Source organism: Bacillus inaquosorum KCTC 13429 (assembly GCF_000332645.1).
Classification (GTDB): Bacteria; Bacillota; Bacilli; order Bacillales; family Bacillaceae; genus Bacillus; species Bacillus inaquosorum.
Genome location: NZ_AMXN01000004.1, coordinates 72,613 through 88,430, shown reverse-complemented (window position 1 = coordinate 88,430; position 15,818 = coordinate 72,613). Strand labels below are relative to the sequence as shown.

At 41.5% G+C, this 15,818-nt stretch carries 17 protein-coding genes, 1 pseudogene and 1 riboswitch; of the genes and pseudogenes, 13 read left to right on the top strand and 5 right to left on the bottom strand.

Features of this window, described 5'->3' with window-relative positions; translation table 11 throughout:
* The first annotated feature begins 12 nt into the window (after nucleotides 1-12).
* A complete protein-coding gene (locus BSI_RS10275) occupies nucleotides 13-444 on the top strand; it encodes a hypothetical protein (protein WP_003238990.1) in 432 nt (143 codons plus the stop codon).
* Between the two features lie 27 nt (nucleotides 445-471).
* Here the strand turns inward: BSI_RS10275 and kinD are convergent, their stop codons facing one another.
* A complete protein-coding gene (gene kinD / locus BSI_RS10280; protein WP_080010785.1) occupies nucleotides 472-1,992 on the bottom strand; it encodes a sporulation kinase KinD in 1,521 nt (506 codons plus the stop codon).
* 192 nt (nucleotides 1,993-2,184) lie between these two features.
* On the opposite strand from kinD, the gene mhqR reads away from it, so the two are divergent.
* Entirely contained in the window at nucleotides 2,185-2,622 is a 438-nt protein-coding gene (mhqR, locus tag BSI_RS10285; protein WP_003232475.1) for a MarR family transcriptional regulator MhqR, read from the top strand.
* Nucleotides 2,623-2,661: 39 nt separating this feature from the next.
* Here the strand turns inward: mhqR and motB are convergent.
* From motB to clpE, 3 genes and pseudogenes are all read right to left on the bottom strand, one after another.
* A pseudogene (gene motB, locus BSI_RS0121210) lies at nucleotides 2,662-3,457 on the bottom strand (flagellar motor protein MotB).
* Nucleotides 3,429-4,241, bottom strand: a complete 813-nt coding sequence (gene motA, locus BSI_RS10290; RefSeq protein WP_003238984.1) for a flagellar motor stator protein MotA — start codon at nucleotides 4,239-4,241, stop codon at nucleotides 3,429-3,431. Before motA ends, motB begins: the two are co-directional and overlap by 29 nt.
* A gap of 384 nt (nucleotides 4,242-4,625) precedes the next feature.
* Nucleotides 4,626-6,728 carry an ATP-dependent protease ATP-binding subunit ClpE gene (clpE, locus tag BSI_RS10295; RefSeq protein ID WP_032732107.1) on the bottom strand — a complete coding sequence of 701 codons (2,103 nt, stop codon included), beginning with the start codon at nucleotides 6,726-6,728 and terminating at the stop codon, nucleotides 4,626-4,628.
* A 366-nt stretch (nucleotides 6,729-7,094) separates the two neighbouring features.
* Here clpE and BSI_RS10300 point away from each other — a divergent pair, with 366 nt between their 5' ends.
* From BSI_RS10300 to BSI_RS10340, 9 genes are all read left to right on the top strand, one after another.
* The gene (locus BSI_RS10300; RefSeq protein ID WP_003238981.1) at nucleotides 7,095-8,138 is read left to right on the top strand and encodes a YkvI family membrane protein; all 1,044 of its coding nucleotides are present in this window, start codon (nucleotides 7,095-7,097) and stop codon (nucleotides 8,136-8,138) included.
* Between the two features lie 139 nt (nucleotides 8,139-8,277).
* A riboswitch (PreQ1 riboswitch) is annotated at nucleotides 8,278-8,322 on the top strand.
* Nucleotides 8,323-8,449: 127 nt separating this feature from the next.
* The gene (queC, locus tag BSI_RS10305; RefSeq protein ID WP_003238979.1) at nucleotides 8,450-9,109 is read left to right on the top strand and encodes a 7-cyano-7-deazaguanine synthase QueC; all 660 of its coding nucleotides are present in this window, start codon (nucleotides 8,450-8,452) and stop codon (nucleotides 9,107-9,109) included.
* Complete coding sequence (gene queD, locus BSI_RS10310; RefSeq protein ID WP_080030833.1) at nucleotides 9,102-9,551, top strand: 6-carboxytetrahydropterin synthase QueD; 450 nt, start codon at nucleotides 9,102-9,104, stop codon at nucleotides 9,549-9,551. Before queC ends, queD begins: the two co-directional genes overlap by 8 nt.
* Nucleotides 9,544-10,275 (top strand): 7-carboxy-7-deazaguanine synthase QueE, encoded by a 732-nt coding sequence (queE, locus tag BSI_RS10315; protein WP_003238976.1) that lies wholly within the window; start codon nucleotides 9,544-9,546, stop codon nucleotides 10,273-10,275. Before queD ends, queE begins: the two co-directional genes overlap by 8 nt.
* A 17-nt stretch (nucleotides 10,276-10,292) precedes the next feature.
* Nucleotides 10,293-10,790 carry a preQ(1) synthase gene (queF, locus tag BSI_RS10320; RefSeq protein WP_003218613.1) on the top strand — a complete coding sequence of 166 codons (498 nt, stop codon included), beginning with the start codon at nucleotides 10,293-10,295 and terminating at the stop codon, nucleotides 10,788-10,790.
* Nucleotides 10,791-11,151: 361 nt separating this feature from the next.
* Entirely contained in the window at nucleotides 11,152-12,351 is a 1,200-nt protein-coding gene (locus BSI_RS10325; protein ID WP_032732105.1) for a DUF3880 domain-containing protein, read from the top strand.
* Between the two features lie 15 nt (nucleotides 12,352-12,366).
* Entirely contained in the window at nucleotides 12,367-12,594 is a 228-nt protein-coding gene (locus BSI_RS10330; RefSeq protein WP_003238974.1) for a LysM peptidoglycan-binding domain-containing protein, read from the top strand.
* Between the two features lie 91 nt (nucleotides 12,595-12,685).
* Nucleotides 12,686-13,621 carry a glycosyl hydrolase family 18 protein gene (locus tag BSI_RS10335; RefSeq protein ID WP_003238973.1) on the top strand — a complete coding sequence of 312 codons (936 nt, stop codon included), beginning with the start codon at nucleotides 12,686-12,688 and terminating at the stop codon, nucleotides 13,619-13,621.
* A 284-nt stretch (nucleotides 13,622-13,905) separates the two neighbouring features.
* Nucleotides 13,906-14,196, top strand: a complete 291-nt coding sequence (locus tag BSI_RS10340) for a DUF3219 family protein (RefSeq protein ID WP_003238972.1) — start codon at nucleotides 13,906-13,908, stop codon at nucleotides 14,194-14,196.
* A gap of 123 nt (nucleotides 14,197-14,319) precedes the next feature.
* Here BSI_RS10340 and BSI_RS10345 read toward each other — a convergent pair whose 3' ends face one another.
* Nucleotides 14,320-14,505 carry a YkvS family protein gene (locus tag BSI_RS10345; RefSeq protein WP_003232446.1) on the bottom strand — a complete coding sequence of 62 codons (186 nt, stop codon included), beginning with the start codon at nucleotides 14,503-14,505 and terminating at the stop codon, nucleotides 14,320-14,322.
* Nucleotides 14,506-14,669: 164 nt separating this feature from the next.
* Between BSI_RS10345 and ykzS the strand changes: the two genes are divergently transcribed.
* Both ykzS and BSI_RS10355 read left to right on the top strand, forming a co-directional pair.
* Nucleotides 14,670-14,864, top strand: coding sequence for a protein YkzS (gene ykzS / locus BSI_RS10350; RefSeq protein ID WP_003238971.1), 195 nt, complete (start codon nucleotides 14,670-14,672; stop codon nucleotides 14,862-14,864).
* Nucleotides 14,865-15,162: 298 nt separating this feature from the next.
* Nucleotides 15,163-15,792, top strand: a complete 630-nt coding sequence (locus tag BSI_RS10355; protein WP_003238970.1) for a cell wall hydrolase — start codon at nucleotides 15,163-15,165, stop codon at nucleotides 15,790-15,792.
* Nucleotides 15,793-15,818 lie beyond the last annotated feature (26 nt).

Here is a 15,818-nt window from a genome sequence, read left to right as displayed (position 1 = left end):
AAGAGGGAACTGATGAAAGAACTGGCGATTATCATTACTGAAATGGTCAATCAATTTCATGATGCTTTTATTTCATTATGCGGAATGTTTGGCATTCATTTAACCGACAAAGAGATGCATTTTTGGGTGATCGGCATTTTTGGCATTTTCTTTTTCGGCGTCACTCACGCTGTGTTTACATGGCTATCTAAGTGGAGCATGACAGCCTTGTCCTTTATCTATACCGTTACAGTCATCATTGTCATCGTATTTGCTATTGAAATTCAGCAAAAAGTAACGGGGAGAGGGAATATGGAGTTTTTAGATGCCACTGAGGGTTTAAAGGGTTTTTTGGTATTCTTTTTGTTTTTTTTGGTTCTGAAACTGCTGTTGCGTTTCATCAAAATACTCTTTTCTGGCAGAACAGCAAGCAAGTCGAATGGCAATTCACGTTCAAGAAGATAAAAAACCCTCCTGACACGGTCAGGGGGGTTATGAAGCGGATACGGGGAGGGTGATCGTCACCTCCGTGCCTCTTCGCACTTCACTTTCGATATGAATGGAGCCTCCGTACATCAGCACGATCCGTTTACATACAACAAGGCCGAGACCGGTTCCTTTTTCTTTAGAAGTGACAAAGGGGAGGAAGATATGATCGAGCATTTCCTGAGAAATCCCTTCACCGTTATCCACGACTTTGATAATGGCCTTTTTATCCAAAGCTCCCAAGGAGATCGTCAGTTTGCCCCCTTCAGGCATTGACTCGAGGCCATTTTTTGCTACATTTAAAATCACTTGTTTAATATGATCTTTTGTACATTTTACGAGTAAGGGCTGCTCGGTTAAATACTGTAATTCAACTTCAACATTGTATAGGTTGCCCTCAGAATAGATGATCGGCATAATTTCACCGATAATATCCTGAAGCGAGTTCAGCTCCCATTTTTCAGCTGTCGGCTTGCCGAGAACGAGGAACTCACTCACAATTTGATTAATGCGCTTTATCTCCTGTTCAATAATGGAGAAGTAAAGCTGATCTTCTTCACCTTTATATTTCTTTTGCAACAGCTGAATAAAGCCGCTTATGCCGGTGAGCGGGTTACGGATTTCATGAGCCGTGCTGGCAGCAAGCGTCCCGATCAGCTCTAATTTTTGCGCCTCATTTTCTGACCGCTCCAGCTGGGTCTGCCGCTTCAGCAAATAATACAGCACGAGAATAAAAAGGATATTCAGCAGAACAATAATACATGAAAGTGGAAGCACAAGGCTTTTCGTCAGTTCTTCTATTGTGACGGGGTTCGGATATACTTTCATATTCCAGCTGATATCATCCAGATATCCGCTGACTGGTTTCTGATCTTTTGCATGAGAGGCCTGTCCGCTTGTAAAAATCATTTTCCCGCCTTGGTTTATCACTTCAATATAAACATCAGGGCTCAGCAAGTTAATGAGGTTTTTCAAATAATCAATTTGAATAGCTGCGACAAGATAATCTGTCACATTTTCCTTTGAGTCCAAAACAGGAACACAAATGGTAAAAATCGGCTGGCCTGTAATTCTGCTCGAATAACTATCTGAAATGACTGTCTTTTTTGTTTCCTTCGCTTTTGTAAAAAAAGATCTGTCGGCCAGGTTTACTTTCGTTTTTAATTCCGTTGTGCTTACGGTAACGTCTCCTTTGGCGTTCAGAAAATAGAGACCGGAAAATCTCGGCTCTGAATCAAAGGTTTTTTCCAAAATCGACTGCATTTTCTTTATATCAACCGGTCTGTCAATGGCGATGGACAAGGAGGTCATTCTCGCCTTTGTTTCTCCGATTAAATAATTGATTTTGTTGCGGTGAAGGTTCAGCAGGACACTAGCTTCTTGCTTATGTTCTGCAGCTATTGTATCTTTTTCTTTTTCATATACGAAAAAGCTGATGACGATTGCCGGAATCACGACCAGTATAATATAAAGTTTGACTCTCCCGCAGGCGCCTTTTAGTATTTTCAATTTGCATCGCTCCAACATACACCTGATTAGAGGTATTATATCATTGTTTCTTCTTCTTTAATAAGAAAAAATAACCAAAAAAATTAGAAAAAGATGTTGAGCAGCTTACATGATAAAAAAGAAGAGAAATATTGGAAAGATTTTTATTGACATTTTGGTCTTTGTTTATTAATGTTTCTCTGTAACGGTTTCTAAAAGGATGATTGAGACATGACAGAAAAATCACTGAAGTTATTTATCGTGCTGTCGCGCGCGTATCGGTCTATTAACGATCATATGAATAAACATATTCATAAGCATGGACTGAATCCGACTGAATTTGCTGTGCTTGAGCTGTTGTACCATAAAGGCGATCAGCCGCTGCAGCAGATAGGGGATAAAATTCTCTTGGCTAGCGGGAGCATCACATATGTTGTAGATAAGCTGGAGCAAAAAGAACTCCTCATTCGGAAAGCGTCTCCTACAGACAGACGAGTGACATTCGCACAAATCACTGAAAAAGGCATCGGTCTTTTGAACGATATTTTCCCTGATCACGCTGCTGAAATTGATGAAATGATCAGCGTATTAAGCGAAGAAGAGGTAGAGATGTGCACAGAAATGTTAAAAAGAGTAGGATTAAACGCAAAACAATTTCATAATAAGTAAAAAAAGGAAGCCTGATATGTCACAAGGCTTCCTTTTTTACTATTTTTCATTTGTTTCCGCTGCGCCTCTCGGCAAGATGAGAACTTCAACGCGCCGGTTTTTGCTGCGGCCTTCCGCTGTTTTGTTGGAAGCCACCGGTTTATACTCACCGTAGCCCTTGGCACTGAACACTTTTGCGTCTAGCTTAGGGTTTTCAATCAGAAGCCCCATAAAGTTTACCGCTCTCATGACACTTAAATGCCAGTTTGATTGGAATTCAGAATTTTTAATTGGCATATTATCAGTATGTCCGCTGATAATGATATTTCTCGGCGGATTAATCACAAGAAGATTAGATATCTCTTTTGCAAGCGGTACATCTACTTTACGTATGGTCGCTTTTCCAGAATCAAAGAAAATGCTGTCTTTAATCGTAATCAGCAGTCCTTCACTAGTCATCTTTGTTTCCAGCTGATGTTCCAGCTTTTTATCTTTGATGAACTTTTCCACCTGGCTTTTTACATTTTTAAGCTCTTCTTGATCAGCTGCTTTTTCTCTTTCTTTCTTTCTTGTTTTTCTCTTTCTCTTTCTCTTCTTTTTCCTTCTTCACTTCATCGATTCCGTCTGAGTTGTTTTCGGGAGGGGTGACACTGGAGTAGTCCAGTACGCCGGTGCCGCCTGTAAAGACTTCATTAAATGATTTTGAAAGCATTTGAAACTTAGCTGCGTCAATTGAGCTGCTTGCGTACAGCACAATAAATAATGCCAGGAGAAGAGTAAGGATATCGGCGTAAGGAACCAGCCATGATTCATCAACGTGCTCGTCCTCATGCTTCTTCTTCTTTTTTCTCGCCATTTTGCGCCTCTCCTTGTTCTGCAAATTTCAAGCGGTCCTTCGCAGGAAGGTACATTAAAAGCTTTTGTTCGATGACTTTCGGTGCTTGTCCTTCTAATACGGACAGGACGCCTTCAATCATAACCTCACGCAGTTTTACTTCTTGTTTTGATTTTCGCTTTAATTTATTTGCGAAAGGATGCCATAACACATATCCCGTAAAGATACCGAGAAGGGTGGCGACAAAGGCTGCACTGATGGCGTGTCCAAGCTCATCTGTATTGTCCATATGAGAGAGGGCGGCAATCAGTCCGATTACTGCGCCGAGTACTCCAAGGGTCGGCGCGTAAGTTCCCGCCTGTGTAAAAATAGCGGCTCCGGCTTGGTGCCTGTCCTCCATCGCTTCAACTTCCTCTGTCATGATATCTCTGATAAATTCCGCGCTTTGCCCGTCAACAGCCATGCTGAGCCCGTTTTTCAGGAAAGCGTCATCTACATCCTCAATGCTTGCTTCTAAAGCAAGCAGGCCTTCGCGGCGCGCAAGCTGGGCCCATTCAGAGAACATAGGAATGAGCTCCTCTATTGTCAGCTGTTTGTTTTCCTTAAATAACACTCGGAACAGCGCAGGCACTTTTTTAATTTCTTTAGTTGGGAACGCAATAACGACTGCTGAGATTGTCCCGGCGATAATAATTAAGATGGCAGCGGGGTTTGCAAGCGCGCTGAAACTGACGCCTTTCAGAACCATCCCGACGCTCAATGCCACAAAAGCAAGAATAATACCGATTAACGAAGTTTTATCCATAGTTTTCACCAAATCCTTTTTTACTAGCTTGTCTATGGTTAATATCGGTTTCGGTGCCCGGAACTTTAGGGACATTGTGAATTTGTTCATGAAATATTCAAGGAAGAGGCATAGAAGGGAGAAATAAACAAAACCGGACCTTTCAAAATTGAAAAGCCCTCTTAACGGTATTGAAATTGACAGCTTGATTGCAAGCTGTTCCTCAGGTGGTCTTCATATAATAATAGAAACAAATATTCACTGTATATAAACAAGCTCCATCCCTCCTTAAGAAAAGGGTAAAGGATGAAGGGGAGTAGCGCTTCAGGGGAAGGGACGGTATTTTCTCAGCCAAGAGTATGAATGCATAAAAAAACGGCTTCCTAAATAGGAAACCGCTGATCGTTATTTCGCTTGTACTTTGATTTTATTATCCTCTGCAGTGACGTGAAAACTTGTGATCTCGCTATTGTCAAGCAGCAGATCGGTCATTTCATCCTCCACCCATTCTTGGATGGTTCTTCTGAGCGGACGTGCACCGAATGAAGGGTGGTAGCCCAGCTCAGCGATTTTTTCTTTCGCTTCGTCTGTCACACTCAAGCTGATGCCGCGTTCTGCCAACGTTTCTTCAAGTTCTCCAAGCAGCAGGCTGACGATTTTGATCAGATGTTCTTTTTCCAGTGAGCGGAACTCAATAATGCTGTCAAAACGGTTGAGGAACTCAGGTTTAAAGAACATGCTCAGTGAATCAATCAATGTTTGTTCTTCGATTACACTGTCATCTGATGATTGGAAACCGACTTTCGTTTGTTTTTCGCCGGTACCCGCGTTGCTTGTCATGATAATCACAGTGTCTTTAAAGCTTACGGTTCTGCCTTGGCTGTCTGTCAGACGGCCGTCCTCCATGATTTGCAGGAACATATGCTGAACGTCAGGGTGTGCTTTTTCAATCTCATCCAGCAACACGATGCTGTAAGGATTGCGGCGCACTTTTTCTGTTAATTGTCCAGCTTCCTCATGGCCGACATATCCAGGCGGTGAACCGATGATTTTAGATACGGCGTGTTTCTCCATGTATTCGCTCATATCGAGGCGGATAATAGAGTCTTTTGTGCCGAATAATTCATCTGCCAGCGTTTTAGAAAGCTCTGTTTTCCCTACGCCGGTAGGACCGACAAAGAGGAAGGAGCCGACTGGTCTGTTTTTGGATTTTAATCCGGCGCGGCTTCGTCTTACCGCTTTTGCCACTTTTTGAACAGCGGCTTCTTGTCCGATCACACGTTCATGAAGTTTTGCTTCAAGCTCTTTCATTTTTGTTTGTTCATCTGCCTGCAGTTTGCCGACAGGGATGCCTGTTTTTTGTTCAACGATATCCTGAATGTGCTCAGCTTCCACAGTGACAGCGGAATGAGCGGAAGAGCTGTTCAGTTTTTTCTCCAATGCAATTTCTTCATCACGGAGTTTTGCCGCCAGTTCGTAATTTTCTTCTTCCAGGGCTTTTGTTTTTTCAGCTTCAATCGCAGTTAATCGTTTAGCCGCATCCTCATCATTCAGCTCATCAATTAACAGGTTGGCTTTTGAACCAGCTTCATCCAATAAGTCAATCGCTTTATCCGGCAGGTGTCTGTCCTGAATGTAGCGGGATGATAAAGTCACACATGCTTTGATTGCTTCATCACTGAATGTCACGCCATGGTATGCTTCGTATTTGTCTTTGATCCCTTGCAGAATGAGGATGGCCTGTTCAATAGAAGGCTCCTGCACCATGACAGGCTGAAAACGTCTTTCCAGTGCGGCATCTTTTTCGATTTGACGGTATTCTTTCAATGTTGTCGCACCGATGACTTGCAGTTCGCCTCTGGCAAGGGCAGGCTTGAGAATATTGCCTGCGTCCATTGAACCTTCTGCAGAGCCTGCGCCAACGAGAAGATGAATTTCATCAATGAACAGAATGACATTTTTTCGTTCTTTCAGCTCAGTGATCAGCTGTTTCATTCTCTCTTCAAATTGGCCTCTGATCCCTGTGTTTGCAACCAGGGATGCAACATCAAGCAAGTAAAGCTCTTTGTTTTTCAGTTTGTTTGGAACATCACCTTCAGCGATTTTTAAAGCGAGTCCTTCGGCGATTGCTGTTTTCCCTACGCCAGGCTCACCAATGAGAACCGGATTGTTTTTGTTGCGGCGGTTCAGAATTTCGATCACGCGCGCTACTTCTTCATCACGGCCGATGACGGGATCAATGAGACCGGCTTTTGCACCGTTTGTAATATTTTGAGCCAGCTCATCAAGCAATCCTTTTTTCTCGCTTTGTTTTGCTGCGTTTTGTTCTTTCTGCTGGAATGCTTGTTCAAACGGAAAACCGAAAGATTGAGGACCCATGCTCATTGAAGGTTTGCGGGTCAGCTCGTTATAGCAAGTTTCACATAGAACCATATGTTTATGAACAGAATTTATTTGCATGTTAAGGCGAATCGTCGCCTCGTTTTTATGACAATGTTGACAACGCATTTGCCAAAACCTCCTTAAAAGTTTGATCTTCTTTGACCAATGGATGTGAATAAAAAGGCCGTTTGGATTTGACCTTCTTTGACTATAAGTATACGGCAAACTTATCGGCTTTCAAAACAATATGCTCAGAGCAGTCTGACTATTTGACTAACTTTGACCAATTGATTTTAAAAAAAGGCCGGTTCGTTTGACCAACTTTGATTAATAGTATACTCTGACTATCTTTGACTTTCAAGTCATTTGCGTAAAAAATTTTTGATTTGTTTACACAGTAAAACATGTTTTCTTCGTCTTTTCAAGGAACTTGTCTCATAGGTTATAAAAAGGCATATATGGACAAAACTGCGGTTCGTTTGGAGGGGAGAAATGGAACAATCAAAAGGATCAGCAAGTCAGCTTGCTTTCGTGTATATCGGCACAGTAGTTGGAGCTGGATTTGCTACTGGCAGGGAAATTGTTGAGTTTTTTCTGAAGTTTGGCTGGTTCGGTTTATTCGGCATTATCGTCAGCGGCGGGATGTTTACGTTACTGGGAGCCAAGCTGATGATCATTTCAAAGCGAATCAATGCCAAGTCATATCAAGAAATGAACATATTCTTGTTCGGGGCGACGGCTGGCCGGATTATCAATGTGTTTATGCTGTTTGTTCTCCTCGGCGTCACATCTGTTATGCTCTCTGGGGCAGGGGCGCTTTTTGAGGAGCAGCTGGGGATGTCCGCTCAAATTGGGATGCTGATTACAATTGGGTTGAGCTTAATTGTGATGACTAGAGGTGTAAAAGGCATTTTCGGTGTCAACGTGTTTGTTGTTCCTCTTTTGATCATCTTTTCTATGATTGTGGTGGCCGACTCTTTTATTTTCAGCGAGTCGCGGAACACAGCTCAGTGGGTATGGCCGCATCGCTGGGACTGGCTCTTATCAGCGTTTTCTTACGGCGCTTTGAATTTATCGCTTGCCCAAGCGGTTTTGGTTCCGCTTGCGAATGAAATGTCATCGGAAAAAGTGATAAAAAAAGGCGCTTTAATCGGAGGCACGATACTGACGATTGTGCTGTCCGCGAGTTTTCTGTCTTTGTCGATGCTCCCGGATGTATTTTTGTATGATATACCGATGGCCCAAGTGGTTTATCTCTTTGCACGATCTGTCCATTTGATTTATTTGCTCATTATTTTCGGCGAAGTGTTCACATCGGTTATCGGCAATCTATATGGGTTGGAAAAACAAGTGCAGAGCTTTCTTCCAATCAAAAGCAAATATATCTTTGCAGCCATTATGACCACGGCTTATATCACGAGCCAAATTGGATACGGCAAGCTCATTTCAACGATTTATCCATTGTTTGGCTATGTGAGTCTGGCCTTCATAGGCGCCCTGATTTGCAAAAAGGCTCCCCGGCGGCGCAGTTTATAATTACATATATAATAAAGCGGGCCGTCATTGCAGAACGGCGCTTGTTCGGGAAGCTAGGGGCTGACTTTTTTATTGTCAAGAAAAACAACATTATGGTAAGATAGCAGAAGTGAAAAATTGAAGAAAATCCGTGCGATATGCGGGAGAGGTTCTAGCTACACCCTCTATAAAAAACTAAGGACGAGCTGTATCCTTGGATACGGCCTTTTTTATGTTTTTCTAGAGCACCTTCCGAAAAGGTGTTTTTTTGTGTGAATCAGCTGTAGCGATGTCTCTCGCCGACGTTTTTATTGCGGAGAAGGAGAGGAATCATGAAAAAAGAAAAAGCAATTGTCGTATTCAGCGGCGGTCAAGACAGCACCACATGTTTACTATGGGCTCTAAAGGAATTCGAAGAAGTCGAAACGGTGACTTTTCATTATAATCAGCGTCATTCGCAGGAAATTGAAGTGGCAAAATCTATTGCAGAAAAGCTTGGTGTGAAAAACCATTTGCTTGATATGTCACTTTTAAATCAGCTTGCACCGAATGCCCTGACAAGAAATGATATTGAAATAGAAGCAAAAGATGGTGAACTGCCATCCACATTCGTTCCGGGCCGCAATTTGGTATTCTTATCTTTTGCGTCTATCCTGGCATACCAAATTGGTGCGCGCCACATTATTACAGGAGTTTGCGAGACAGACTTCAGCGGTTATCCTGACTGCCGTGATGAATTCGTAAAATCTTGCAATGTAACGGTAAACCTGGCGATGGAGAAGCCGTTTGTGATTCATACACCGCTCATGTGGCTCAATAAGGCGGAAACGTGGAAGCTTGCAGATGAGCTTGGCGCGCTTGATTTTGTAAAAAACAACACGCTGACCTGCTATAACGGCATCATCGCGGACGGCTGCGGCGAATGTCCGGCATGCCACCTTCGTTCAAAAGGTTATGAAGAATATATGGCGATGAAAGGAGAGCGTGCATAAATTGTTATCTCAAATTTATCCGCAGGCCCAGCATCCATATTCATTTGAACTGAATAAGGACATGCACATCTCAGCTGCTCATTTTATCCCTCGGGAAAGTGCGGGAGCGTGCAGCAGGGTTCACGGGCATACGTATACCGTAAATATAACCGTTGCCGGCGACGAACTTGACGAATCCGGCTTCCTTGTCAATTTCAGCGTGCTCAAAAAACTGGTGCACGGAAACTATGATCATACGCTTTTAAATGATCATGAAGAATTTTCTCAGGACGACCGGTATTCGCTGCCGACAACTGAAGTCGTGGCGAAAACGATTTATGACAAGGTGCAGGCTTACTTAGACACATTGGAGAATAAGCCAAGCTGTGTACAGGTGTTTGTCCGTGAAACACCGACAAGTTATTGCGTCTACCGTCCGAAAAAGGGTGGTTTGAATGGCTAAAGGAATTCCTGTATTAGAAATTTTCGGCCCGACGATTCAAGGGGAGGGCATGGTGATCGGACAGAAAACGATGTTCGTCCGGACAGCCGGCTGTGATTATTCCTGCAGCTGGTGTGACTCCGCCTTCACTTGGGACGGGTCTGCTAAAAAAGATATTCGCTGGATGACGGCTGAGGAGATTTTTGCAGAGCTTAAGGAAATTGGGGGAGACGCGTTTTCCCACGTGACGATCTCAGGCGGCAACCCGGCCCTGTTAAAGCAGCTGGATGCTTTTATTGAACTGCTAAAGGAAAATGACATCCGTGCAGCGCTTGAAACCCAGGGGACCGTTTATCAAGACTGGTTTACACTGATCGATGATCTGACGATTTCTCCAAAACCGCCAAGCTCAAAAATGGTGACGAACTTCCAAAAGCTTGATCACATTTTGACTTCACTTAAAGAGAATAATAGACAGCATGCTGTCAGCTTGAAGGTAGTCATTTTTAATGATGAGGATTTGGAGTTTGCCAAAACGGTGCACAAGCGTTACCCGGGAATCCCGTTTTATTTACAGGTCGGTAATGATGACGTGCATACGACAGATGATCAGACATTGATTGCACATTTGCTTGGAAAATATGAAGCCCTTGTTGATAAGGTAGCTGTCGATGCGGAGCTGAATCTGGTCAGAGTGCTTCCGCAGCTGCACACCCTGTTATGGGGCAACAAACGCGGAGTATAATAGAAAGGAAGATAAATATGACGACAAGAAAAGAATCAGAATTAGAAGGTGTCACACTGCTTGGCAACCAAGGAACAAATTATTTGTTCGAATATGCGCCGGACGTGCTTGAATCCTTCCCGAACAAACATGTAAACCGTGATTACTTTGTAAAATTCAACTGTCCTGAATTCACATCTTTATGCCCGAAAACAGGACAGCCTGACTTTGCGACAATCTACATCAGCTACATTCCTGATGAAAAAATGGTTGAAAGCAAATCATTAAAGCTGTACCTGTTCAGCTTCAGAAACCATGGAGACTTCCACGAAGACTGCATGAACATCATCATGAACGACTTGATCGAATTAATGGACCCGCGCTACATTGAAGTATGGGGCAAATTCACGCCAAGAGGCGGGATTTCCATTGATCCGTACACAAACTACGGAAAGCCGGGCACGAAGTACGAGAAAATGGCGGAGTACCGCATGATGAATCATGACTTGTATCCGGAGACGATTGATAATCGTTAATGAGAAGTCACACTCAGTTACAATAAAATTGTGACCTGAGGTGCAACCTGAAGTGTAACTTAATGCAGTGAAAAATTGATATTGCAGAGGTAATTTAAGAGGTAATTTAAGACGTACAAATGTGTACGTCTTTTTTTTATGCACAAAAACAATTTATTAACGTAAATATTTTGATAGAAAAGCTAGCAAAATCAAAGGCAAATATGCTGTAGATCGCTTTCTTTTTTTGTGGGGCATCTGCACAAGCTATCATGTCATCTCGCACCTGAACGTTTTTTATAGACTAGTACCGCGACAAGTTATATTACAAATACATACCAATAAAGTAGACATTAAATAGTGAAAGAGAGGACGAAAACGTGTGAAAATTCTTTTTCTTGAGAGTCATCCCATGTGGCTCTATGGTTTACCGAATGGGTTTAGGGAAGCAGGCCATACCGTAATGATTTCGGGTCCTGTAAGCCGGGAAAATATTACTGAAATGATAGACGAATTTAAACCGGATCTAATAGTATCTATGGGATGGACACCAGAGCATTCAAGGGAAAAGCAAGCCTGGATTCGCAACGCAACTAAAAAGGTGAATATTCCTCTCGTTTATTGGGCAACTGAAGACCCACTGCACACTCAAAACTTTACCATCCCGTTAATTAAAAAGATGAAACCGGATTTTGTTTTCACCGTTACACCTTCTCTGTGTAAAATTTATGAAAGCATGGGGATTAAAGCAGCTCACTTAGACTTTGCATATCACGAAAGTATACATCATCAGATTAAACCATTGGAGAAATACAGTTGTGATATAGCAGTGGTGGCTAATGCTTACCCTAATTATCTTGAAGAACATCCGGAAGTGTTCCGTTCGTCCTCTTTAAAAACGCTTATTCGCCCTCTTATACGAAAAGGGATTCGCATAGATTTTTGGGGCAAAAATTGGGAAAAAATGAGTAAACATATAGGAAAAGAAATTCCCCGCAATTGGATTCATGGATACCTCGATTATACTGAAGCATATAAAGTTTACAGTTCAGCAAAAATCATTATCGGTTTGCAAAACTGTGAAAGCCAACTTACGCAGCGCACCTATGAAATTCTTGGTTCCGGCGGGGTTTTATTGACATCGGATACACCGGCAGTTCGAGGTAAATTCAAACCTGGCCGCGATCTCATCGTCTCTTCCTCCCCAAAAGAAACATTTGAAAAGGTGAAATACTATTTGAATCATGATAGCGAGAGAAAAAAGATTCAGATAAACGGTAAAAAGGCAGTGAAGAATGACTCCTATCGGCATAGAGCTGAGAGAATGATTGAGGTGCTAACAAGAAGAGGAATCATAAGGAACGTAGGGGAAACCATACATTACGTAGATGTTCTCAAAGAAAAATACGAGATTCATCATGTTACTCCCGGTGAAACATTATTGAAAATTGCCATGAAGTATAAAGTTTCTCTGCAGCAAATCATGGAGCTTAATCATTTCAAATCAGATCAAATATATGCTGGACAAATTATTAAAATAAGAAAGAAACGGTCTAGAGATGTGAAAAATAAATTTTTCTAAAGGAGAGTAATAAGAATGAAGGGGAAAATACCTAAAACAAGAAACCAAGCGAATAAAGTAAAAAGAACGCCTCGTTATATGGAATTTCCCGTGACATACGAAGTGTATCATGTGGAATCTGGTGATACACTATGGACGATTTCCAAATCCTTTAATATTCCGGTACAACAACTTATGAATCTTAATAAGCTTTCTTCAGATATTATTTATCCTGGACAAATGATAAAGATAAGAGAGAGGTAATCTATGAAGTTTCGGAAACGAAACAAATTGAAATGATCAATCATTTTATTTGTTGGGAACTTGATATTTTTGGGGATGAAGGGGTTATGAGATGTTTCAAATGAGCTATTTCTATTCTGGATTAGGTTGCGATTTTATTCAACACGTTGATCAAACGAACGGAGTATTAAATGTCGTGTCTCCTGACTTTTTCTATATCAGGAAAGATGGATCATTGCTTCTCCGTTCAGCTAATCCCGATGTAATTAAAGCTCTTCATAGAAGAAAATTAAAAGTAGTTCCTTTTCTAAGCAATCATTGGGATCAGGATTTGGGACGATCTGCATTAAAGAACCGAGTGCTTTTGGCTAAACAAATTTCTAATGCAATAGAAGAACTGGATCTAGACGGAGTCAATATCGATATAGAAAACCTTACAGAGAAAGATCGGCAGGCATTTACAGAGTTTGTTAGACTGGTGAGAAAAGGTATTCCTAAGCGTAAAGAGGTATCGGTTGCAGTGGCGGCAAATCCTTTTGGCTGGACGAAGGGCTGGCACGGATCATATGATTATGAGAATTTAGCTAAACATGCGGACTATCTAATGGTTATGGCCTATGATGAAAGCCGCCTTGCTGGGCCTACTGCAAGTGTAGGATGGGTGGAAAAGTCCATTCAATATGCTCTAACCCAAAACATCTCTCCCCAAAAACTAGTTTTAGGATTGCCATTCTACGGCCGTTGCTGGATGCAAGGCCAATCTAACTCCCAAGCCATTTCCCTTTACCTTGTTAACTCACTAGTAAAAAGACATAACGGAACAATTATTTTTGACACAAAGAGTCAATCTCCAAAAGCTGTTTTTACGATCAAACACGATAAGAAGGATCCATTACCGCCAGGAGCATATACATTATGGTTTGAAAATGAACAGTCACTCAGAGCAAAAATAAAACTCATTCAAAAATATAATCTGAAAGGCCTTGGCAGCTGGAGTCTTGGACAAGAGGATTCGTCATTCTGGAATAAAGTGTTTAAAAATATATAGGCGGAGACGACTGATAATCATTAATATAGTTTCTCCTGCGAAAATGCAGGGGATTATATACATAAAAAAGACGAGTGAATCCGGGGGGAATGCCACTCGCCACCTTCTAATGAAAAGACGGGATGCTGGATGGCAGCTCGTCTGTTTCATTATAAAACATCGAACGTATGTTTGTAAAGGCGTCTTTTTTAAAGAAATGGTTAAAATAACTGCTCCGAACAGATTCATTGTAAACGTTAGCTAAGTTATGTTAAGATGCATGAACTGATAAGGAGTGGTACAGAGTGAAAACATTGCGTTTAAACGATGTAACGTTAGAAATGGCTTCATATCAAGAAGAGAGTGAGCCGAAGAGGAAAATTGCCTTCACCTTACACGTCACAAGTGAGACTTATCAAGATATCGCTGTCCTGTTATATGAAAAAACGTTTAAAGTCGAGGTTCCTGACGAGAATCTTGCCTTCCGCGGGGAAATCACAAATTATTCAACGTCATTGACCAACCTGTACGAAGCGGGAGCCGTCAGTGAGTTCCATATCGAAATAACGGAAACAGACGGGAGCGCCGATTCATAATCGGTGTTTTTTTATGTGAAAAAGCTGCCGGGCGGCAGCTTTTGAGAAAGCTAAATTTGATATGTAAGGTGTTTAATTTCTCGTCTTGCAGTTTTTGCGAAAGTGTGTGGATGAAAGGAGGTTTTAATAGGAGTCTCTGATGATCTTGTAATTTTTATGATTGACAACCGTCAGTGAATCTAGCTCAAGATCCCGATAGTTATCCATAATGGTAACATCTACGATAACAGAATTCTCATTTACTTTTTCTACAACACCGGTTAACCCGTTTTTAAATTCAATTACGTTTCCGACCTTAGCGATTTTCACAAGCTTCCTCTCCTTTAAACATAATTATTCCTTTTGAAAGTATTTTGCAGTATTTTCATTGAGAAGTAAAGCGATAAGGAGTTTTATCTCCCTAAGGATTTGTCCTGGCGTTATAAAGATGATATATTGTTTTTCGTCCAAAGAATAAAAAGGGGGAGTTTTGATTGCGTCCCGAAGACATAACAGAACAGATTGAGCAGCTGCGCACTGGCGAAATAAAGGAACTGAGAGTCCAAAAAGAAGACTTTCTTGATTTCAGGGCCGTTTTATCTAAACAAGACGATTTTAAGTATTTCCGCGGCATAGCCCAGCAAGGCGGGGATGTGGTGTTTCAATATTTAGAACAGCCAAGAAGTTAACAAGGTTTCTCATGAGTGAGAAGCCTTGTTATCATATATGACAGAAAAACAGCCTTTTATTACATTGGCTGTAACATTCGTAAATAAAATGTAAATCGAAAAAAATGGATAAATATGCTTTTTGTTGACAAGATTTATAGAAAAACAGCCTGTTTTTTTGCCAGTAACCAGCGCATCACCCGGTATATTCCATCCTGGTACCTGTTTGGGAGAGTTGGAAAATCTTTTTCCGTGAAAATGATTTGTTCTCTTGTTAAGGTTATGAAGTGTTTTTTGAGCACTTTAAGGAGGAAACTGTATGACGACAAAATTTACTGCTCTGGCTGTTTTTCTTCTTTGTTTCATGCCTGCTTCGAAAATTGAACATACACAAGCTTCACTACTGAGCACAAAGAAGACTAAACATGAAGAAGCTAAGCTGCTTACACATATAAATCAAGATACAGACACATCTTTCTCTTCACTGTCTGCTGATAAGGACAAGAAAAAAATAAAACCGATCAAGCTATCAGCGAACACTGAAAAGAAAGAAGAAGAAAAACCAAAGAAAACGAATGATAAGGAAGAAACATATTCACAGTCTGAAAAAGAATTGCTTTCCCGTCTTGTTCACGCAGAGGCTAAGGGAGAATCCTATGAAGGAAAGGTCGCTGTTGCAAGCGTTGTGCTGAACAGGACGGAGAAAAAAGGTTTTCCTAATACAATAAGAGGGGTTATTTATCAGAAAAACGCTTTTGAACCGGTCGCGAACGGAAGCATTAATCAAAAGCCTGATAAAGAATCAATTGCTGCTGCCGAAGAAGCGCTGTCTTCAAAAAATAGAGAAACAGATGCCATATTCTTTTATAATCCGAAAACAGCGTCGGATGATTGGATTCGCTCAAGAAAAATCGTAGAAAGAATCGGCGGGCACGTTTTTGCCATCTAAGCATAGAAGAGACAATTTGTCTCAAC